General features: G+C 41.9%; 15 protein-coding genes. 1 reads left to right on the forward strand and 14 read right to left on the reverse strand.

Going from position 1 to position 21,913, the window contains the following annotated elements; all coding sequences use genetic code 11:
• The 9 genes from RCH61_RS03495 to RCH61_RS03535 form a co-directional block, all read right to left on the reverse strand.
• A partial coding sequence (locus RCH61_RS03495) for a restriction endonuclease subunit S (RefSeq protein ID WP_306479885.1) occupies positions 1 to 1,241 on the reverse strand: 1,241 nt, incomplete at its 3' end.
• Positions 1,238 to 2,242 carry a virulence RhuM family protein gene (locus RCH61_RS03500; protein ID WP_306479886.1) on the reverse strand — a complete coding sequence of 335 codons (1,005 nt, stop codon included), beginning with the start codon at positions 2,240 to 2,242 and terminating at the stop codon, positions 1,238 to 1,240. The genes RCH61_RS03495 and RCH61_RS03500, both read right to left, overlap by 4 nt.
• 2 nt (positions 2,243 to 2,244) lie before the next feature.
• Positions 2,245 to 3,792 (reverse strand): type I restriction-modification system subunit M, encoded by a 1,548-nt coding sequence (locus RCH61_RS03505; protein ID WP_306479887.1) that lies wholly within the window; start codon positions 3,790 to 3,792, stop codon positions 2,245 to 2,247.
• A gap of 228 nt (positions 3,793 to 4,020) precedes the next feature.
• The gene (rpsI, locus tag RCH61_RS03510) at positions 4,021 to 4,413 is read right to left on the reverse strand and encodes a 30S ribosomal protein S9 (protein WP_306479888.1); all 393 of its coding nucleotides are present in this window, start codon (positions 4,411 to 4,413) and stop codon (positions 4,021 to 4,023) included.
• Positions 4,414 to 4,439: 26 nt separating this feature from the next.
• On the reverse strand, positions 4,440 to 4,868 hold the full coding sequence (rplM, locus tag RCH61_RS03515; RefSeq protein WP_306479889.1) for a 50S ribosomal protein L13: 429 nt from the start codon (positions 4,866 to 4,868) through the stop codon (positions 4,440 to 4,442).
• 248 nt (positions 4,869 to 5,116) lie between these two features.
• Complete coding sequence (locus RCH61_RS03520) at positions 5,117 to 6,556, reverse strand: Wadjet anti-phage system protein JetD domain-containing protein (RefSeq protein WP_306479890.1); 1,440 nt, start codon at positions 6,554 to 6,556, stop codon at positions 5,117 to 5,119.
• A gap of 38 nt (positions 6,557 to 6,594) precedes the next feature.
• Entirely contained in the window at positions 6,595 to 9,960 is a 3,366-nt protein-coding gene (locus RCH61_RS03525; RefSeq protein WP_306479891.1) for an SbcC/MukB-like Walker B domain-containing protein, read from the reverse strand.
• On the reverse strand, positions 9,917 to 10,555 hold the full coding sequence (locus RCH61_RS03530) for a DUF4194 domain-containing protein (RefSeq protein WP_306479892.1): 639 nt from the start codon (positions 10,553 to 10,555) through the stop codon (positions 9,917 to 9,919). The genes RCH61_RS03525 and RCH61_RS03530 overlap by 44 nt, the downstream gene beginning before the upstream one ends.
• Before the next feature lie 3 nt (positions 10,556 to 10,558).
• A complete protein-coding gene (locus RCH61_RS03535; protein WP_306479951.1) occupies positions 10,559 to 11,977 on the reverse strand; it encodes a Wadjet anti-phage system protein JetA family protein in 1,419 nt (472 codons plus the stop codon).
• A gap of 232 nt (positions 11,978 to 12,209) precedes the next feature.
• On the opposite strand from RCH61_RS03535, the gene RCH61_RS03540 reads away from it, so the two are divergent.
• The gene (locus RCH61_RS03540; protein ID WP_306479893.1) at positions 12,210 to 13,556 is read left to right on the forward strand and encodes an alpha-amylase family glycosyl hydrolase; all 1,347 of its coding nucleotides are present in this window, start codon (positions 12,210 to 12,212) and stop codon (positions 13,554 to 13,556) included.
• 5 nt (positions 13,557 to 13,561) lie between these two features.
• Here the strand turns inward: RCH61_RS03540 and RCH61_RS03545 are convergent, their stop codons facing one another.
• From RCH61_RS03545 to RCH61_RS03565, 5 genes are all read right to left on the reverse strand, one after another.
• Positions 13,562 to 16,195: an AAA family ATPase gene (locus tag RCH61_RS03545; RefSeq protein WP_306479894.1), complete on the reverse strand. Its 2,634-nt coding sequence runs from the start codon at positions 16,193 to 16,195 to the stop codon at positions 13,562 to 13,564.
• A complete protein-coding gene (locus tag RCH61_RS03550; RefSeq protein WP_178006526.1) occupies positions 16,192 to 17,352 on the reverse strand; it encodes an exonuclease SbcCD subunit D in 1,161 nt (386 codons plus the stop codon). The genes RCH61_RS03545 and RCH61_RS03550 overlap by 4 nt, the downstream gene beginning before the upstream one ends.
• Positions 17,353 to 17,401: 49 nt before the next feature.
• Complete coding sequence (locus tag RCH61_RS03555) at positions 17,402 to 17,935, reverse strand: prolyl-tRNA synthetase associated domain-containing protein (RefSeq protein WP_178006527.1); 534 nt, start codon at positions 17,933 to 17,935, stop codon at positions 17,402 to 17,404.
• Between the two features lie 39 nt (positions 17,936 to 17,974).
• On the reverse strand, positions 17,975 to 19,678 hold the full coding sequence (locus tag RCH61_RS03560) for an ABC-ATPase domain-containing protein (RefSeq protein WP_178006528.1): 1,704 nt from the start codon (positions 19,676 to 19,678) through the stop codon (positions 17,975 to 17,977).
• 86 nt (positions 19,679 to 19,764) lie between these two features.
• Complete coding sequence (locus RCH61_RS03565) at positions 19,765 to 21,804, reverse strand: beta-galactosidase (protein WP_178006529.1); 2,040 nt, start codon at positions 21,802 to 21,804, stop codon at positions 19,765 to 19,767.
• Between the last annotated feature and the right edge of the window lie 109 nt (positions 21,805 to 21,913).

The following is a 21,913-nucleotide window of genomic DNA, read 5'->3' on the forward strand; positions in this document are numbered from 1 at the left end:
GTCTGTCTGTCTGTCTGTCTGTCTGTCTGTCTGTCTGTCTGTCTGTCTGTCAACAACATATTGCCAGTTTCAGCAAATGTCAAGAGCGCATCCCGATAAAATTCATATTGTTTTTTTCGTAACTTTATCTCGGCAGGCAATCCAATGTTGAAGTCCGAACAGATGGATTCAAAATTGTCCAATACATTCACATATCGCTCTTGTATCTCTAATGATGGTAGCGGAATTTCTATATTTGCTATTGCTGAAACATTAGAATGAACCACCTTACTTTTTATTTTTCCTTTGCTTTTTTGCTGTCTTGCGTCATATGTTGATAACACATATGATAAATATTTGGGATTCTGTTTGTGCTTCATAACAACAATGTCACCACCTGCCAAACATTTTTCAATTCCTACATAGGCAACCGATTTTGCGATATCTTCAACACTTTCACCTGTAATCGCAAACAAAATATCTCCGTGTTCAAAATATTTTGGAGATGAAACATATTCTATCTGCGTATGAGATACGCACTTATCGAACCAAATATTATAAGTAGTGTAAATTTCTCCATATCTAACACACGGAACCCCGTCTGGTGTTATTTGATCTCGTTTAATTCCTGTTCCACGATACATCTCCGTTGCAATATCCTTTATTTTCACCATAGGAATTTCTTTATTACATGCTAACATCTTATCCCGATAATACTCATATTGTTTCTGCCTCGCTGTAAACTCTGCTGTAAGCTCTGCTGTAAGCTCTGCTGTAAGCTCTGTGAAATTGTCCAAAATTCGGACAATTTCACTCTGAATTTCTATTGGTGGAAATGGAATTTTTATCACTGAATATGTACTAATCCATAATCTTTTATGTTCATTAGACACAAATCCAATTCTCCCCATTACATGAAAAACGTATCGTATCATTATTTTACTTTCATCAGCTGTAAGTATTTTCATTGCAGAAGACTTTACTTTAAACGGAAAATCTACCCATTTGAAAGCTCCTGTAAAATCATCAAAAATTATTACAGGATTATCTTTTGATGCATTGTATATTCCTTCTGTTTCACTTGTATATCCCAATATAAAGGATTGTCCAGCTGTGAGTACTGGCGTAAAAAAATCATCGTTGTATTCTGTACTATTCACAATATATTTTGTTGGCTGCTCATATTTTACAACATCGCCTATCGATACATATTCCACTCCGTCAGGACATAATTCTGAAATCAATTCGTTCAATTTACTCATTTATTGTCCTCTCTTCCTTGCAGCAATCTCTCTACCTCTTTATCAAAATCTGATATAATATTCTGTGTCTTATTAAATTCATCGTATTCCTTAGTTGCTTTTTTATTGGCATCCTTCTTTGATATTTTACCTTTTCCTTTTAATACATCATACTTTCTAAATGATAAAAATTCATTAATACTATCTGCAAATTCAATCATAGTAAATGTATTTTCTCGTTCGATCAAATCTTCAATATAATCAAAATAACCTGTCACTGTGCGCTCCAACTGACGAATCTGTTTTTCATTAAGATAGTTTTTTGCAATTATCACATCTGATTTTAAAATCCTTCCCCCCGGCGAATTTTTCCATGTAACCAATCCCATGTGCTCTTTTGTATGGTCTGCCTTTGCGTCAATAATCTCAGCTGCTGTTTGCCCTGTAATTGCATAATGAAATTTATTTTGCACCATCGCATAAAAGTCATGTGTTGTTTGTGAATCTTTATCATAATCAATACTGCATTCCGCAAATATATCCGTAATTTGTTGCCATATTCTTCGCTCACTTGCGCGAATAGAGCGAACCCTCTCTAACAGTTCTTTAAAATAATCTTTACCAAATGCGGTTTTTCCCTGTTTTAGCCGTTCATCATCTATTGCAAAGCCTTTAATCATATATTCCTTTAAAACACCTGTTGCCCATATTCTAAAATTAGTAGCTTTTCGTGAATTAACACGATATCCAACTGAAATAATTGCATCAAGATTATAAAACTGCATCAAGTATTTTTTTCCATCTGAAGCAGTTGCCGAGATTTTCTCGGTAACTGAATTTTTATCCAATTCTCCTTCTGAAAAAATATTTTTCAAATGCAAGGAAATATTATCTGTAGAGCACCCAAACAACTCTGCCATTGCTTTTTGAGTTAGCCAGATAGATTCATCTTTTACTACTGCTTGAATACTCACATCTTCATCAGGTGTATTATATATTAAAAAATTTAATTCTTTTCCCATCTCTATCCCTCAATTTCAGCAATAATCTCATCAATTTCAGCACGAAGTTTATCTATATTTTTTACTGTTTTTTTTATTTCAGCATTTAAAATCTTAATATCTATTACTTCTCTTATATCTTTTGCATCGACATAAGAGCTTACGGATAAGTTATAATTTTCATGTGCAATTGTATCTTTATCTACAGATTTAGAAATATATTCTTTATCCTCTTTACTACTGAATAATTGCATTATTTTTTTAATATGTTTTTCTGTCAAAATATTATTATTCGTTTCCTTTTTATAGAATTCCTCGCCACTTGCATCTATAAATTGGACTTTCGTATCTGATTTATGTTTTGAAAGCACCATTATATTAACAGCAATCGATGTGCCATAGAAAAGATTTGGTGCAAGTGCGATAACTGTTTCTACAAAATTATTATCCACCAGATACTTCCTAATTTTCTGTTCCGCTCCCCCTCGGTAAAATATCCCTGGAAAGCATACAATTGCCGCTCTCCCTTTGCTCGAAAGATAACTCAATGAATGAAGGATAAAGGCAAAATCCGCTTTTGACTTAGGCGCCAATACACCTGCCGGTGCAAAACGTTCATCATTAATCAATGTAGGATCATCATTTCCAATCCAATTGATTGAATATGGCGGATTGGACACAATCGCATCAAACGGTTTATCATTCCCGAAATGCGGCTCCGTAAGTGTATTACCCAATGCAATGCTAAACTTATCATAATTTACATTGTGTAAAAACATATTCATACGCGCAAGATTATACGTTGTATGATTTATTTCCTGACCAAAAAATCCATCCTCGATTACATGTTCATCAAATTGTTTCTTTGCTTGTAACAGCAGCGACCCAGATCCTGCCGCTGGATCATAAATCTTGTTAATGCTGGTTTGACCATGTATTGCAAGTTTTGCGATCAGTTTTGAAACACACTGTGGTGTAAAAAATTCACCACCGGATTTCCCTGCATTAGCTGCATAATTCGAAATTAAAAACTCATATGCATCACCAAACAAATCAATTTGATTATCTTCAAAATTTCCGAAATTGAGGCCTTCAACCCCTTTTATAACAGCTGCTAAGCGTGTATTTTTGTCTTTTACTGTATTTCCCAATCTATTACTTGTCGTGTCAAAGTCTGCAAATAGACCTTTAATATCTTGTTCAGACGGATATCCACTTGCGGAATTTTCAATCTCATCAAATATTGTTTTTAAATCCGTATTTAAACTCTCATTTGTATTTGCATTTTCTGCAATTCTACAAAACAGCTGACTCGGATAAATAAAATATCCTTTTGTTTTAACGGCATCTTCTTTGATTTCTTTTGTTATAATTGTATCGTCCAGTTCTGCATAATGAATGCTGTCATCTCCACCTTCCATATAGTTAGAAAAATTCTCACTAATAAAACGATAAAAAAGAATTCCTAATACATATTGTTTGAAATCCCATCCATCTACAGATCCACGAACTTCATTCGCTATTTTCCATATCTGTGCTTGTAATTCTGTTCTTTGTGCTGCGCTTGACATACAACTACCTCCAATTGTTATTTTAACTTATATCAAATAATATTACAGCTTTTCAAATCTCAATAATTATAAAATATTGTACCATACTACAGTACAAACTAAAAGCCAAGCAAAACAATTAACTAAAAAACTGGAATTTTAAGCTTTGAATAAACTAAAAAACCTCCCAGGGAACATTCCCTGAGAGGTTGAAATTCTTTTTGAAATTGTACGTTCTGAAACGTATAATTAACGTTTGGAGAACTGCGGAGCTCTACGAGCTGCTTTGAGACCGTATTTCTTACGCTCTTTCATTCTCGGATCACGAGTTAAGTAACCTGCGCTCTTAAGCACCGGTCTGTAATCAGCGTCAGCCTCAAGGAGTGCTCTTGCGATTCCGTGACGGATCGCTCCTGCCTGTCCTGTGTAACCACCACCGCATACATTAACGATCACATCAAATTTGTCTGCTGTTCCTGTTGCCACGAGCGGCTGGCGAACAACAACTTTCAATGTTTCAAGACCAAGATACTCGTCGATATCTCTTTTGTTGATCGTGATTTTACCTGTTCCCGGTACAAGATATACTCTTGCGATTGATTTTTTTCTTCTTCCTGTTCCGTAATATTTTGCGTTAGCCACTGTTATATCCTCCTTTCAACCTCTACCTAAAATGTCAGAACTTCCGGCTTCTGAGCCTGATTTGCATGTTCTGCTCCGGCATAAACATGAAGCTTCTTGATCATGTCTCTTCCCATAGGTCCTTTCGGAAGCATTCCTTTAACAGCCAGCTCGATCACTTTCTCAGGTTTCTTAGCCATCATCTCTGCAAGTGTAGTCTCTTTCATTCCGCCTACATAATCAGAGTGATTGTAGTAGATCTTCTGCTGAAGTTTCTTTCCTGTTACTTTTACTTTCGCTGCATTGACAACGATCACATAATCTCCTGTATCAATGTGCGGTGTGTACTCCGGTTTGTTTTTTCCTCTGAGCACTTTAGCAACCTCAGATGCGAGACGTCCGAGTGTACATCCCTCAGCGTCAACCACATACCATTTTCTTTCAATCTTGTCAGGGTTAGCCATATAAGTTTTCATGGGTGTTCCTCCTATAAAATCATCAGATAACATTTACTTGTATATGTGAAATCAGCACACTCCGGGGCTATGGCGTATACTGTTTCTCCTTTAGTCATGCTGTAATAGTATAATCCTTGTTCCCGCGCATGTCAAGCTTTTTCGCAAAACCTGTCGTCTTCTTTTTTCCAAACTCTTTCCCAAAACGTCAGTTCCCGCCTGCATATCTTATTTCCTTTTCGAAAACTTACTTTCTTTTGTAGTTTTCATTATATTTCATCTATAAAATTTCCTGCCAGTAAGATCTCCTGCTCAATCTCCATTCCTTTTTCCAAAATACAGTCTTTAAGATCTTCCAGCTCTCCCGCATCAAGCTTTTCCAGTTTTTCTCTTTTCTTTTCTTCCAACGGGATGCCCGCTCCTTTTTCGACTGCTTCCAAAAATGTTTTCCGATCCATTTTATACGGCTGCAATTTCGGGAAAATATTTTTCTTATTAAACTGAAAAATGCGGATTCCACCCAGATCCATATCTCCCCAATGAAAATATTGTATCCCTTCTTCTGCCACTTCCGTTAACCTTTTCAAGAAAACCCGTTCTTTCGGAGAATAAAAACCATGACAGAACAGATAAAGCGTATCATCTCTATATTTCATTTCTTCATAATTCGCTTTATTTTCAATCGTAATAATCTGCCGGACACCATTCATCAAAATCGGAAGAGCTCGTTCCAATGTCTGAGAATTAATAACCGTCCCATATTGATTTTGAGCTGTGTCTATTACAAGATCCCTTTCAGGCGCGCACTCTGCTTCTGCTTTCTGATCTGTTTCTTGTGGTCTTTGTCTTTCCGAACTCTTCTCTGCTTCTGACATTCTCTGCACTTTCGTTTCCTGTGCTGCCATTTCCCCCTCTTTCACTTCCGGTGCTGTCTCAGATCGTTCTTGATTTTCCGCTTCTTTTTTTCTTTCCTGATTTTCACTGTGTTCTTGTTTACTCTTTAACTGCAATTTATATAAAAGAGGGCCTTTCCACTCCATCACCTGCGTATAACTAAGGATTCCATGAATGCTTAATATTTCATCATCAGACATTCCCTCTTCGTACAAAGGCGATCTGGTCAATACACCTGTTACTTTTTTCTCATAATCTTTTTTAAAGCGCTTAGAATCATTAAGCACCGCAGCGCTGAACACACGCATCCATAAAGGTTCTTTCAAATTCACAATCGCATTCAAACAGCGAAAAAAATCAAGATCTTCCAGATCAGGAGACTTTACGACCTTTCCCTTTTCCAGCCTTTTTATAATTTCATCGTAATACTCTTCCAAAAAGCTGTCCTTCACATCAACGCGCAATCGTTTCATTTGTTCAATATATCGAAGCTGTTGTTTTCGAGGATCTTCAATCCCCTCTTCTTCACAGAGCTTCGGAACGATATCGAGGGAATACCGGATTTTTTTCATATCCGCGCCCAAATTGCTTTTTTCCGTCTGAATATATCCGTTTTGTTCCAACTCATCTGCCTGTCTGATCAGTTCCGGCAATCCTCCTGACGCTTTGATCATTTCTCTGTCCGGTTTCGGATGTTTCATACCTGTCAGCATTCCCGCACGATAAGCTTCACTTTCTGCCGCCTTTTTAATGATCCATCTCGCCAACTGATTTCCGTTTACAGGCAATTCTGCATTGTCTTGTCTTCTTTCCATAATCTCCCGATCCTTATCCCGTCATTTAAAACCGCTTTCTACATTTCTTCTGATCCATTTTTTCCTGCGATCATATCGAGATAATTGCCTTTATCTATATGCATCATCGTAACCTGATTTCTGAATCTGCGGAATCCGTATACGCTGTCTACATTTCGAATCAGAGACTGAAGCCTTTCATCCGGTACACATACGATCAGTTGAAGTTCCAGCTCTCTTGCATATTTCAGACAGACCTCACTTCGTTCTTTATCCATTTTGGAAAATGCCTCATCAAGGAGAACAAGCCTGATCTTAGAATCCCGATTGCTCTGCTGCATATACAGCATTGCAAATCCGGCAAGAAGCGCTACATATTTCGGGTTCTGTCCCTCTCCACCGGAATCAACTCCCGCCATATCGTCTACATAATTCTTCTTCTCGAATCCATTTTCATCAACAGACTGCTCGTACATGTTAAAATCCAAATAATTCCTGTAATCTGCAAAGCGTTCCATCTCATTTCTGTGCCTTTCGCGCCCCGCCCCGTCTTCATCTCTTGACGGCATAAACTTCTCTGTAAGAAGCTGGATCTTCTGTTCATATTTTCGGAAAAACTCATCTTCCATCAGGCTCATCTGACCTTCAAATCCACCGTGATCCGTCACTTTACTGTCCAATTCTTCTGCCATTAACATCTCGTAAAACTGTCCGTTTTCATTTTTCGCAGGAGAAATATCAATCTGATAAATACTGTCTGAAAAACGGATCTGCGACAGCATTTTGTTGATCTGCCTGCGGTGTCTGTATGCTGCCTTGATTTCTCCATGTATCGTTGCGATCACATTATCGCGCAGAGAATGGTAGACAAGCTCGTATTGTTTTTCAAACTCTTCTTTATATTTCGGTTCAAAATCTTTTCTGCATCTTTCCAAAACCTTATCGTAAACTTCATTGCTGTGTTCAACCCCGGAAAATCCATACGCCGGATAAGTATTGTTAAACACGTTTCTTGATTTTATCCTCTCTTCCTGAATGTTTGTCTCTTTTTCAGAAAGACGTTCTGATGCCGTCGTCATTTCCCTTTTATAAGAAGACTCGCTCTTCGTTTCCAAAACGTTTCTCACTTCGGCAAATATTTCTTCATCAGGAACATATCCGCTTGTCAAAAATGCAAGCTTCTCTTTCAATTCCCTGATTTTCCCTTCTATATTGCCCTTCTTCTCGCCGATCTCAACTTGCTTTTTCTGCAGGATTCTCGCCGCCTGTTCCTTTTCATTAATCTCAGTTGTAAGTTTCTCTTTTTGAGCCTGAAGTTCTGCAGCCAAAGTTCCGTTTTTCAACTCTGCGATCTCTTCTCTGAGCCGATCCTGACGGCGATAATGGTCTTCCAGTTCATCCGCCGCACCTGCAAGGCGCATCAACTGCTCCGGCTCTTGACCGAACCGTTCAAACTGCTGCGCTTCTTTCAGCGCCGCTTCCATCTGTCGATCTGCGATCAGCGAACTTTGAAGATCTACGATTTCCTCCTGCAGTTCTCTTAATTTTGCCTTTGACACCTTTGTACCAATACATGCATTTTTCGTATAATCCCGTCTGCGCAGATGACGGAACATATATCCGCTGTACGAATAACAATCCGGTGTGACTCCGTCTTTCACCGCGCTTAACTCTTCTACCGTTTCACATTTTTGTATCCTTCCGAGATAACGTTTCAAACATCGGTCCGCATATCCTTTTTCCGCATGCACCGCCTCATATAATGAATTTTTATCCGCTTCCGGAGAATCATTTTGAATCGCCGCGCTGTTGATCAGATCCACTTCTTCAAACTGCTGCATACGACGGAATATTTTTGCCGCATCAAGGGCATATGCCGGTTCTGTAATCATACTTTTTTTAATTCGACCAAGCCGTCCTTCAATCGCATTCTTCCATTTCTCGTCCGTAATATCGAACAGATCTGCAAAAATATGAACTTCGATCTTTCTTCCGTATCGGTCGCTCAACGCACTTTGCAGTTCATGTCTTGCCTTTTTTAATTCCGGCGGATACGGTTTTCTGTCATTTTGGAGATCGTCAACGGCATCTTGTTTTTCCCGAATATTTTTTTCTGTTTCATGGATTGAAAGGTGAAGTTCCGACAATTCGTTCGTAATATTATCAAGAGCCGAATTGAGGTGTGTTCTCAGCTCCCTGCACGCCATTTCCGTAATTTCTCCGCCGCAGATGTCCTGAATCAGATGCAGCGCCCGATTACTTACATAATCGGTAACCATTTCCTCTTCCCCCCACCGCTTCAGTCCTTTCACGATCTGACGCCACTGTGCGGAATTATCTGCCAGGAGGCGGATCCTGTATTCTAAATCTTTCAGTTCCTGCTCTTTTTTCCCATAATCGCTGCTGTTTAATTCTGCCTGTACACGCGCTCTTTCATCCCTCGCATTCTGCAGTTCTTCCTGCAGAAGATCCTGCTTCTTTTCCGCCTCGGACGCCTCTTTCTCAACAGACTCCAGATCACTTTCCCGCCCTTTCAGACGAATCGTATTTTCTTCAATATCAATGCATTTTAAGATCGTCTCTGTCCGAACTTTTTCCGCACGCGTATTCGTTAATTCTCTGTCATACTTTTGGATCTGATCCAGCATTTCAATCCGCTTTTCCAGATCTTCCACCCGTTCTTTGATCTCCCTGTAGGCGCCAAGCTGCTCGCTGATCGTCGCCACCGTATCTTCTTTCGTTTTCGGAAACATATAATCTCTGATAAACTGTCCGGTTCCGCTCGTCATCTTAAGGGCGATAGCGCTTTTTTCCATAGTGATCATACGCCCCTGTTCTACCTGACCGAAGATCTCGCCATACAACGTATGAAGATAGGCTTCTTTTGACGGATAGACTTTATTCACTTCGCCCCGCCCTCTGTTATCGATGCTTCTGCTTCTTTCTTCCGTAAGTTTTCGAATCTGTGCGATTGAGTAAGGCACATTATTTTTCAAATATTCATCTTCCGGGATCCTGCCTGAATGGCTGAAATAAGTATATTTTTTCAGATCTGCATCCCCTTTTGCCACTTCAAAAGCTGCCCCGACACAAGTCACGATATGTGTAACCGTATCTTCGATCTCCAAAACAATCTGCGAACAGAAATCAATGGAACCTCTGTTTACTGTTCCATCTTTTTGCGCTCCCCGAAGATAACTCAAAACACTTCTCTTATTTTTTGAATCATCTGCCGCCTTGTTTAAAAAGTTAGCAGACACGCTTCCATACAGCACAACCTGTATCGCATCCATAACCGTTGATTTTCCAGAGCCGCTCTTTCCGCTGAAAAGATTGACATATTCATGAAATTCCAATATTTTATGACTGATGCCGCCCCAGTTATTGATCAGCATTCTCGTAAAAATTTTCTTCGGCTGTTTCATATCCGTCTGCCTCCTCTTTATATTCTTCGATCAATCCGTTGATATCCCCCGCCGTCACATACAGATTAATCGTACTGTAAATATAGATCGGCGTATCGTCTTCCACATCACGCACCGCTCCGGGCACATCAATGATCTGATGAAGGCGCATCAGATAAAGCGACTCTTTCCACTCCGCCGCCTTCAATTTCCTTATGATCAGATTCGTATTTTTTCCATATTCACGCATTTCCTTCAGTGTCGTAACAGGCGCGTTCAGCCCCTCGCCCATAATCTTGTCTTTATAGATCAATTTTATGATCAGAAGGATAATCGTTTCTGTCAGGTTCAGTTTTTCTCCTGCTGCCCCGTCACCTGTCAAACGGAAAACATGCTCCTGTGCATCATGCACAAGTTCACATCCAAGCACGGAAAGATAATCTTCTATAAAATGTCTGTGTCTTGCACAAATCTCGTATTGCGGATTATCCCGCGGCGTCAATGTCGCCGGATCATATTTCACCTGTAAAATACAAGTCTGACGAAACAATGACTGTATCGTTTTCTTAATCTGTTCTCCCTCAGTAACAGACACACTTTCCAAATACTCAAACATGGTTTATTCCTTCCTTATCTCCAATGTAGAAAAACGCATTCCCTGCTCATTTTCTTCCTCGTCCCCGACAGTGATCTCTCCTCCGCCAAATGCATTTTCTGTTGCTTCCTGCCATATAAAAAACAGTTTTTCCAAATCCTCCGCCGACTGCACAGTCTTCCTCGTTGCTTTAAATACATTGCCTTCACTGTTTTTTTCTTTAAATTCCTGCAATTCTTTCTGTGTATAAAGGGGTTTTAAAACAAACGATTCCAAATCTTTCTCCTGTTGTTCTTCCGGCAGAACGGCAGTCGGAGAAAAGACTTCTTTCCCTCTGCCTTTACGCCGATACAGACTTTCGTCGTTCAACACTTTGTAAGGTCTGCTCAGACGGATCTTTTCCATCAGATCAGTTAATATTTTTTCCTTCTTCCGGCTCTTATTCAAAAGATCAACAAGTACGATCGTGCGGTCTTCTTCCGCTCCTTCTTGAAGAACATAACGTATACGCGCAGCGGCTCTGGAAGCAAAAATGGTTTTCTGTTCGATCAGCTTATTATATCTTCTCTCAATCGCATCAAACTGCCTCTCGATCCGTATCAGAGTATCTGCCGCTTCCTCGCACATAGCCGCTGATCGCTCCAGCCGAAGCTCCTTTATTTTTCCAAATGACTCCTCTTGATCCTCTTTCTTCTCCGGTCGGACTTTTGCCAGCTCCTGCAAAAATTTCTGTCGCCTTATATCATTTTCCTGCAAATTTTTATCAATCAGCTCTTTCACGGCTTCTTTATACCGATAAAAACTGTCTGTCGTCGTCAAAATGGCGTATTTTCGGCTGTCGCTGTTATTGATTTCCTTTACAAGAACGTCCTGTATTCCCCGAAAATCTTTTTGGCGGGACAACTCGTCAAAATAGCTTCTCATACCATCCTGCATATTTACGAGCATCTGTACAAGTTTTTTAGAAACACGAAGAGCGCTTTTTAATATCTCATGATTCTTTTCTTTATCAGAACTGTAAGTATATAAATGACTGTATATCGTCATCACACTTTCCCGCTCTTCCCCTTCATTTTCATCAAACAGACGGCTGAACAATTCGACATACATCTGACTATATTCGGGGAACGTTACGACGTAACTATTCAAAGTCTCATCATAATCCTGTTTCAGCCATCCCCACTCTTCAAAATGTTTCAGACATACAGACGCCATATTTGAACGGGTAAGAAAAACACCTTCCTCATCATAATTTTCCTCATCCCATAAAAGCGCAGCCGACGCAATTTTTTCATTCATAACCGCGCGGCATTCTTTTTCTGTTAATCCGAGCACAGAATAAGACAAACTCATCTCCTCATAGATTGCCGTGAGAAACATCATATAATAATCCGTGTACTTACTTGCAAATAATTTATAAAAATCCTTCGGGATCCGCTCCATCAAATTCATTGCTTTTACCGTTTCCATTCTTTTTATCTTTGTTTTTCTGCTTTTATTAGTATATCTTCTACACTTTTTAATGTCAATTCCGCCTCAATATGTTACAATCTACCTATAAATTCATACCCATTCAGCCATAACGCTCAGGTCATCTGTTTCGCAGATTTTTTCATTCACACTGCAAAACAGTCCCGCTTATGGCTAAAACATAGGAAATGAAAGGACTGAAATTATGTGGGCTTATAATGAAACTTTTTATCAGATTTATCCGATCGGATTCTGCGGCGCGCCGACGCACAATGACGGTGTGACCGAACATCGTATTTTAAAAATCGCAGACTGGGCAGAATATCTGGAAGAACTCGGGATCGGATCAATTATTTTAAATCCGATTTTTGAATCAGACAATCACGGATATGATACAAGAGATCTTATGAAGATTGACTGTAGACTCGGAACGAACGAAGATTTTCAGACAGTATGTGAAACACTGCACTCACACAATATCAAAATCATGCTCGACGGCGTATTCAATCATGTCGGCAGAGGATTTTGGGCATTTCAAGACGTCATTGAAAAGAAATGGGATTCTCCGTATAAAGACTGGTTTTATATTAATTTCGACGGAAACAGCGCATACAATGACGGTTTCTGGTATGAAGGATGGGAAGGACACTACGAGCTTGTAAAGTTAAACCTGCAAAATCCCGCTGTCACAGACCATCTTCTTAGCTGCGTAAAAATGTGGATCGAAACATTCGGCATTGACGGACTTCGCCTTGATGTCGCTTATTCTCTCGATCACAATTTCATGCGCCGTCTTCGTTCTTTCTGCGAAGAGCTTAAACCAGGATTCGCCCTTGTGGGAGAAGTTTTATTCGGAGACTACAACCTGATCGTCAATGACGGAATGCTCCATAGCTGCACAAACTACGAATGTTACAAAGGATTATATTCCAGCTTCAACAGCATGAACCTGTTCGAGATCGCCCATTCGTTAAACCGCCAGTACGGACCGGAGCAGTGGTGCATTTACAGAGGAAAACATCTCATGACTTTTGCAGATAATCATGATGTCACAAGGCTTGCTTCCATATTGACGAACAAACGCCATATTCCGCTTGCCTATGGACTTCTGTTCGGTATGCCCGGTATCCCATGTATTTATTACGGAAGCGAATGGGGTGAAGAAGGAATGAAATCACCGGATAATGATTATGCCTTAAGACCTTGCTTTGACGCTCCGAAGCCAAACGATCTGACTGACCTGATCCGCCGCCTGATCGCTGTTCGCAAAGAAAGTGACGCACTGTGCAGCGGCTCTTACCGAAATATCGTCATTACAAATCACCAGCTTATTTTTGAGCGCAAAACAGAAACGGAACAATTCCTTGTTGCCGTCAACGCATCCGACAGTGAATTCACAGCCGGACACCAGGAGTTAAACGGCACATATGAACAGATTCTTTCCTTTGAAAACGAAACGATCGCAGACAGCGAGGACAGTTCCGCAACAGAACTTAACGGACAGCTTGTCCTGCCGCCGTACAGCATCCGGTATTTCAAGAAAGTTTTATAAAATTTCTATATTATCCAGCGGGCATGACTTCCATGTCCGCTTTTTGTTACAGTCAGTTTCCAATCAATCTGTTCTTTCAGTTCATTAACATGAGAAATGATACCTACAAGACCTTTCTCACCTGCAAGCTCTTTCAAAATGCGGATCGCCCTCTCCCTGGACACATCATCCAGAGAACCGAACCCTTCATCTACGAACATCGTCTCTAAGCTGACCGCTCCGGCTGTGTTCTGAATAATATCCGCAAGCCCTAACGCCATTGATAACGCCGCCATAAATGACTCTCCGCCTGACAACGATTTTACATCACGGACAGAGTCTGTCACCAGATCGTATACGTCCAGATCTAATCCCGCCTGCCCCTGACTGCTTAGATCTTTCAGTTCCCTGCACTGTAAGATAAAACCGCCGGAAGTCATTTTCGCAAGTCTTCGGTTTGCCGCCTGTATGATCTGCCGGAAATACTTTCTCTGAACGTACGTCTCAAAATCAAGTTTTACGCTGCCACTTAAGCCTCCGTTCGCCGTCCTGCTCAAATTGCTGACTACTTCATACTTTTTCCGAAGTTCTTCCTGTGCCGCAAAATATTTTTTAAGGTTGTCATATGCACTTTGGTGGGTAATGTTTTTCCCATGGATCTCCATTCTCTGCTTATTCTTTTCTCTCAGAAGTGTGTCTGTTTCGTCCTTTTTCCCGATATCTCCCTGTGTCTCCTGCCGCTTTTCTCCATTCAACTGGTCTTTCAACGTCTCGACACTGCTCTTCTTTTGAATGATCAGACTTTCATACGTCTTTACCTGATCGCTCATCTGTCTCCAGCCTTCGATCCATTTTTTTGCCTCTCGGTATTCCTCCTGATCTGCAAACTGCTGCCGCCGTATCTCCTGCCGAAACGCTTCCTGTTCCTGTGTAAACCGCTCTTTTAATTCCGCTTTCTGCGCAGCCAGATTTTCCAGACGTCCTGCCTGACGACGGTTCTCTTCTGCACTTTTTCTGTAAGCATCCTGAAGTTTTTTCAGACTCATCTTTTTTTGATCCAGCAGACGTTCATATTCTGCAAGCCGTTTTTCCGCCTGTTTTTCATCTTCCACAGAATACCTCTCTCCAAAAAGCGCTTTTTCTTCTGCTTCAAATTGTGCGCGGACTGCCTGATATTTTTCCTGAACTTCCGCCCGATTCCGCTCGGCGTCATCACGGGTCTTTTTTGCCTCTTCTACTGTCTTTTCATCAACCCCGCCTTTGGAAACTTCCGCTTTACATGGATGATGCTCCGAACCGCACACCGGACACGGCTGACCTTCTCGAAGATCTTTCGCAAGAATTCCCGCCTGTTCGCTAAAAAAGACTCTGTACTTTTCTTCATAGTCTTCAGATGCCGCTTTGCACTGTTCCATACACCTTGTCATCCGAACTATCTGTTCTTCATACTCCGTCTTTAATTTCCGCACTTTTGCATATCGCGGAAGAATCTCCCGCAAACGTAAAATCTGCTCTCTAAGTTTGGGCTCAGTCTCTTCCATTTCCCGCTCTGCCTGCTCAACTTCTTCTTTCAGTCTGTTTTCCGCTTCTCCGTGAACTTCCAGCCACTCTTTCAGCGCAATCATTTCTTCTTTGATCCGGCGCACATCTTCCTTCGTGCGAAGCGCCTGCACTTCCAGTCTTCTCGCCTGCTCCGAGCGCTCGCCTTGTAAAGCGCGGTCTTTTAAAATCTCATATTCCCGGCTTTGCTCCTGCAGTTTTTTATATTCTGATTCTGTCCGCTCCAGAAGTTCAAAGATCCGATTAATCTCCTGCTTCTTCCCGATCAGAATACGAAGCTGCTCTGATTCTTTTTGAAGCATTGTTTCTTCTGCTTCCAGCTTTTCATACCCTTCGTTTTCTTCTTTTAAAATCTGCCCAAGCGCTCCTAAAACAGACTCAGCCGGAGGCATTTCCTGTGAGAGCAGTTCCTCCCACATCTTTTGTCCATCCGACTGTCCTGCATCGATCCGTTCCATTTCTCTGCGAATATCGGTTTCGTTTTCTTTTAAACTAATATACAGCGTTTTCCCCTGTTCTTTTAACTCTTCCTGTACATCCCGGTAGATCTGCGTCTGAAAAATCTTGGAAAAGATCTTCTTCCTCTCTTTTGATTCGGCATGTAAAAGCCTCAGGAAATCCCCCTGCGCGATCATCGCGATCTGCGTAAACTGTCCTGCATCTAATCCGATGATCTGCTCGATCTTCTGATCGATCTCACGTTTCTTTCCCCGAAATTCTCTCCCGTCAGGCATAAGCAGACTGACTTTTGACGTCTCCTTTACGAGACGGATCTTTCCATCTGCGTTTTTTCGCTTCCCGGCGCGCATATATTCCGGATTTCTTCGAATAGTATACTGATCTCCCCGATAAACAAATGTATATTCTACAAATGTTTCTGTTTCATCATCCGCATACTGGCTTCTCATCATACTTCCATCGCGCCGTCCACCGCTTGTCCTGTCATAAAGGGCATATGTCACCGCATCGAAAATCGTTGTTTTTCCGGCTCCGGTATCACCGGTAATGAGAAACAAACCTCCTTGAACTTTCGTAAAATCAATCGTTTCCACCCCGGAATAAGAACCGAACGCAGACATCGTAAGTTTGACCGGTCTCATTTTTCCTCTCCTTTCAGCGCATCAAAAATCTGCGTCATCATTTCCGTCTCTTCTAAAGACAGCCTTCTTCCCTGCATCTCTTCATAAAAGTCCGAAAATGTTTCCAATGGATTTTCGATTCGGATATCCTCATCCTTAAACTCAAGTTTTTTACGCGTCCGTTCATTATCCATCCGTACTTCTAAAATACGGCTGTACACTTTTTCCAGCTGTTCCTTCGGTTTATACGGGTCGATATCGTCTGTAAGCGTCACGCTCACATAATCATCCCGATTCTTCGGATCTGCCAGGTTCAGGATTTCCGAAAGCTGCCCCCGTACTTTCTGTACATCCCGCAAGGGATGAAGAGGGAATTGCTCTATTTTGATCTTCTCTCCTTTTTTCCCTATTGTCACAAGATGAAGAAACTTTTCCAAGTCCGCTTCGCTGACAGAATATTTCAGAAGCGTTCCGCAATATCGGATATGATCCGCTCCAACTCTCTGCGCCTTGTGCAAATGCCCGAGCGCCGCATAATCAAACTGTCCGATCGAGGAAATATCCACATTATCAATCCCTCCGACACTTAAAAGTTCTGAATCGCACGTTTCAGGAGTCTCGCCGTTTCCTGTATAAAACTGATGAGATACAAGTACGTTCCGCTCTGAAAAGTCAATATCCTCTCGCTTCAAAACTGCATGAACAGCCTCAGTATAATTTTCCGGCATCTCATTTCCGCACAACAGCCTTACATACCCCGGCTTCAAAAAAGGAAGAAGATAAAAATTCACCGGACCATGCTCGTCTTTCAATACGATTTTTTTCAAATATTCCTCCTCTGTTTCCGGAGCTTTCCCGGCAATATAAATTCCGCGGCTTCCGAGAAGGCGGCTGGCATAATCAAGCCTTTGAGCCGAATCATGATTTCCTGCAATGATCAGAATCGCCACCGAAGGACTTACAGACGAAAGCCGTGTCAGAAAATTATCAAACACTGTGACTGCTTCTGCCGACGGAACAGACTTATCGTAAATATCTCCTGCGATCACAACCGCGTCAGGCTGAAGTTTCTCCACATATCCGATCACTTCCTCTAAAATATGTTCCTGATCTTCCTTCATACTGTAATGATACAGATGTTTTCCGATATGCAGATCTGATAAATGTATAAATTTCATTCTCCTGTTCCTTTCTGCTTCGTCTTCGTTGTTTTCTTTCTCTGCCGTCTTATAACTCCACCATCTTCGGCTCATGTCCAAGCGCCGGGAGGATCTTCTCTGTAAAATCTGACATTTTAAATTTCATGCTTGTCGTGTTCATACACGGATGACATCCTAAATACTCGCTCTCCAGCACATCTTTATCGATCAAAAGCTGTATTTTCTTTTCTCTGTCGTTCATAAGACCGAGCACACTGACAGACCCCGGCGTGACATCCAGATATTTTTCCATATACTCCGGCTTTGCAAACGACAGCCGTGACGAACCGATCTGTGCAGACAGATATTTCGTCTTAAAAGGCTTATCTGCCGGAATTAAAAGAAGATAAAAGTCTGTTTCCTGCCGATTACACAGAAACAGATTCTTACAGATCTGTGCGTCAAGCACACGATCAATCTCTTCACAAGCCTCCATAGTCATCGCCTCTTCATGGTCGATCCGCTCATATTCAATTCCAAGTCTGTCAAGGAAATCATATACCCGAATTTCCTTTTCTAATCTTCCTTCTTCCTTTTCCGGTCTTCCTTTTTCTAAGATCATCTTATTTCTCCCATTCTTTTCTCTGCCAAATCCTACTTGTCAAAGTTTCAGTTTTCTATATCTGTCAAAGCAGGCAAAGATTTCCTGTGCTCTTGGCATCGCCATACACGCAATACTCGATCTGCTTTCACACAATGTATCCAGAGACTCTTCTTCCACAACTTTTTCAATCTCAGCAACAATCTGACGCAGATTTTTCTTTCCGTTCATAAGATGCTTTTGAGCGTATCGCACACAAAATCCAAGAGCCGTCACCTGCTCACTGTCAGCAATCTGTTCTACATACCGAAGATCGATCGTTTCCTTGTTGATCATAACAGCTTCTTTTCCCATCGTCTTCATCTTGATCCGGTCGTTCCCCTTCAGATCCGCATTCGCACTCGGACACCTGTTAAAATCAGGCTGTGACGCCGTCTTTGGCAAAATACTGATCGCCGGAAATGCCTCTGCTTCTTTTTTCGCATATTCCGTAATATCTCTCGGCACATACCGATCCATTTGAATGATCGTATCTGCAATATGGAAATAAGCGCCTGAACTTCCGGCTACGATCACTGTGGAAATCCCCTGCTCCTCATACAGTTCTCTGATCCGCTCGATAAACGGCGTGATCGGCTCCATCTCCCGATGAATGACTCTTTGCATCAGTTCATCCCGTATCATAAAATTCGTAGCGCTCGTATCTTCATCGATTAAAAACAAAGACGTTCCGGCTTCAATGCCTTCGATTACATTTGCTGCCTGAGACGTACTTCCACTGGCGTCTTCTGTACAGAACGAGGTCGTATCCTTCCCATTCGGAAGATCATTAATAAACATAGAAATATCCGTCTTTTTAATACTGCGTCCATCCTCGGCTCGAATCTTTACTGCCGTATCATCAGTGATCACATACTCCCGGCCGTCGCCTGCAATATGCGGATAAACGCCTGCTTCCAGCGCCTTTAACAGCGTAGACTTCCCGTGATATCCTCCGCCTACGATAAGGGTGATCCCTTTTTTGATCCCCATTCCGCTTATCACTCCGGCATGCGGAAGCTTGATCGTTACTTCCTGCTCTTTCGGAGACCGAAACTTCACCCCGCCGCGCATCGGCTTGGAAGAGACGCCGGATTCCCTCGGAAGAATACTTCCGTTTGCCACAAAAGCGCAAAGTCCGAGTTTCGGAAGCTGATCTCTTATATACAGTTGATCTTCCGCAAGATCTATAATTTCACGAAGACGCTCTGCATCTGCATTTTTATAAAACAATGAAGCCTTCACACATTCCGGCACAAACTGAAACAAGATCTTTTCAAGTTCCCGTGCATTGATTGTTCTTCCATTTGCAGGAAAACCGATCTCCATCCGCAAGACAATATCTCCACTGTTCGGATCAAGCCTGCAAGCTGTGCGTTCCAGCACTTCCTGCCCGCAGCGGCTCACTGCAATCATCCCGCTTTTTCCAGAGCCTTTCGCCTGAAAAGCAAACCGATCCGCCTTTTTTGCAAACTGCCGCGTCAGTTCATCCTGAAGCGCGATTCGCTGCTCTTTCCCACAGTAAAGTTCTCTTGGAAATGCCGCCGTCTTCCCCTCTACATGCACGCTCACTTTTGACGGAGACGCAAACGGATCTCCCTGCACATGATCTATAGAAAGCACATATCCCGGAAATCGGTATGTTCCTTTCGTATCTTTATAAGCAGGATAACCGCGATGATCGATCCTGTTCAATAAACTTCTTAAATCTGCCGCTGACTGCATATATTGATTCCTTCTTTCTCTGCCTTTTTCTTTTATTCGTCTTAAGACTCTTGTCCTGCCGTTTCATAACACTCGTACTGCCCTCTTTATTTCAACTTCAAGATCGTACATGAAAACGGTTCCATTTGCAGCACGTTTTCATATACTGCTCCGCTCTCTGCGTCCATCTGTTTTCCGATACCTTCCAGCCGAACCTGTCTGTCATTGAAATTCATCACAAAGATAAGACCTTTTTCTCCGGTTTCATCTTCTCGCTTCGCAACAGTCACACCATAAGGAAGATGTTCCGAGATGCTGCCGACAGACGAAGATGATTCCAAAAGACCTGCCTTCCCAAACACATCTTTGTAAAACGCTTTGAGAAACTGCTGATCCGACTGTGCCGCAAGATAGTATGCACTGCCTTTTCCATATACATTTTCAGTCACTACCGGACAGCCTTTATAGAATTCTTTTTGATAAACAGAATAAACTTCCGTCTTATCCTTTGCACGAACGATATCGCACATCGTATGCGCCGGATATTCTTTTCCTTTATATTCAAAACAATTTCCAAACTCATCTGACGGAGCGTCCAGTTCTTCAGAGACAATTCCAAGCACATCTTCCAGCGGATGCTCCCCTATAAAACAGAGATCGGTTTCATTTACAATCCCGCTGAAATATGTTGTCACATAAGTTCCGCCTGCGTTTACAAATGATCTGACCTTTTCAGCATATCCTTTTTTATACATATAATTGAGCGGAGCTGCAAGTAACTGATACCCCGAAAAATCAGCATCCATACTCACGAAATCAGCCTCAACTCCCTGCTCCCAAAACGCACGGTAATGATCTGTCACGCATTTTACATAATCAAGATCCTGGCGCGGGCCGCTCGTATCTTCTACCGCCCACCAGTTTTCCCAGTCAAAAATAATTGCCGCTTTCGCCTGATTAAAAAAAGGATCGATTTCCCCGTTTAAATGTTCCAGCCGTTTCCCGACTTCCGCCACTTCCCGAAACGTTCTCGTATCAGAGCTATTCTTATGGTCTACCACTGCCCCATGAAATTTTTCATAGCCGCCTCTGCTTTTTCTCCACTGAAAATACTGAACGGAATCTGCCCCATGAGCAATCGCCTGCATCGAAGAAAGCATATGCATCCCCGGTCTTTTCAACGGATTATGAACGCGCCAGCTCACTAAAGACGGCGTACTTTCCATTAAAAGAAACGGCTCTTTTTTCAAACTTCGCATAAGCGCGTGTCCGGCGGCAGTATACACTGCCTCTGGGACTTCATCTTTCCGTTCATGCCAGAACGGATAATTATCCCAAGATACAATGTCTACTGCGTTTTTGAGAACATTATAATCAACTCCTTTGAAAAATCCCATCAGATTCGTCGTTGTCGGAAGATCTGAGAATTCTTTCAATATATCGGCTTCCATTTTGCAAAAATCTGTAATCTGCTCCGAAGAAAATCTACGCCAGTCCAAAGTCAACGCTGTCGTCAGACACTCCCCCTGTGGGGAAGGACTGTGAATCTGTTCCCAGTCTGTATATTTATGACTCCAAAAGCCTGTCCACCAGGCTGCGTTAAGTTCCTCAAGCGTTTTGTACTTCTCTTTCAGCCACTCCCGAAACTTTGCCTGACATTTTTCACAATGGCACGTAGAATCTCCGAAGTTTCCCCCTAACTCATTTGAAATATGCCAAAGGATCACATTTTCTTTCTTCCCGAAACGCCGTGCAAGCTCTCGGTCTATCTGACTGACTTTACGCCTTATAACCGGGGAAGAATAACAGAAATTATGGCGTTTTCCAGGCAGATTTACCGTGCCGTCAGCCTGCACCTGAAGCGTTTCCGGATACTTCTGTGTAAGCCAATGCGGCATTGCTCCTGACGGAGTTGCCAAAACAACTTGTATTCCCCTCTCATTGAGCTTATCAATTATCTCTTCCAGCCATTCAAACGTATAAATGCCTTCTTCCGGTTCTAACTCCGCCCACGAAAACACTCCGAGCGTCACGCAATTTACATTTGCCTGTTTCATCAGTTCTAAATCTTCTTCCAATATCTCCGGATATGCAAGCCACTGTTCCGGATTGTAATCTCCGCCATGGAGTAAGCGTCCTCCGATCATAAATACAGCCTCCCGTCTTTTTCATGCGGCATTATTGCTTTTTGCCTTACTTCCTGTAAATACAGTCTCCAGCCTCTCTTTCTGCAATAAGTATGCCCCGAGATTTTTC

This window comes from Mediterraneibacter sp. (genome assembly GCF_030825015.1).
In the GTDB taxonomy this organism is placed as follows: domain Bacteria; phylum Bacillota; class Clostridia; order Lachnospirales; family Lachnospiraceae; genus Mediterraneibacter.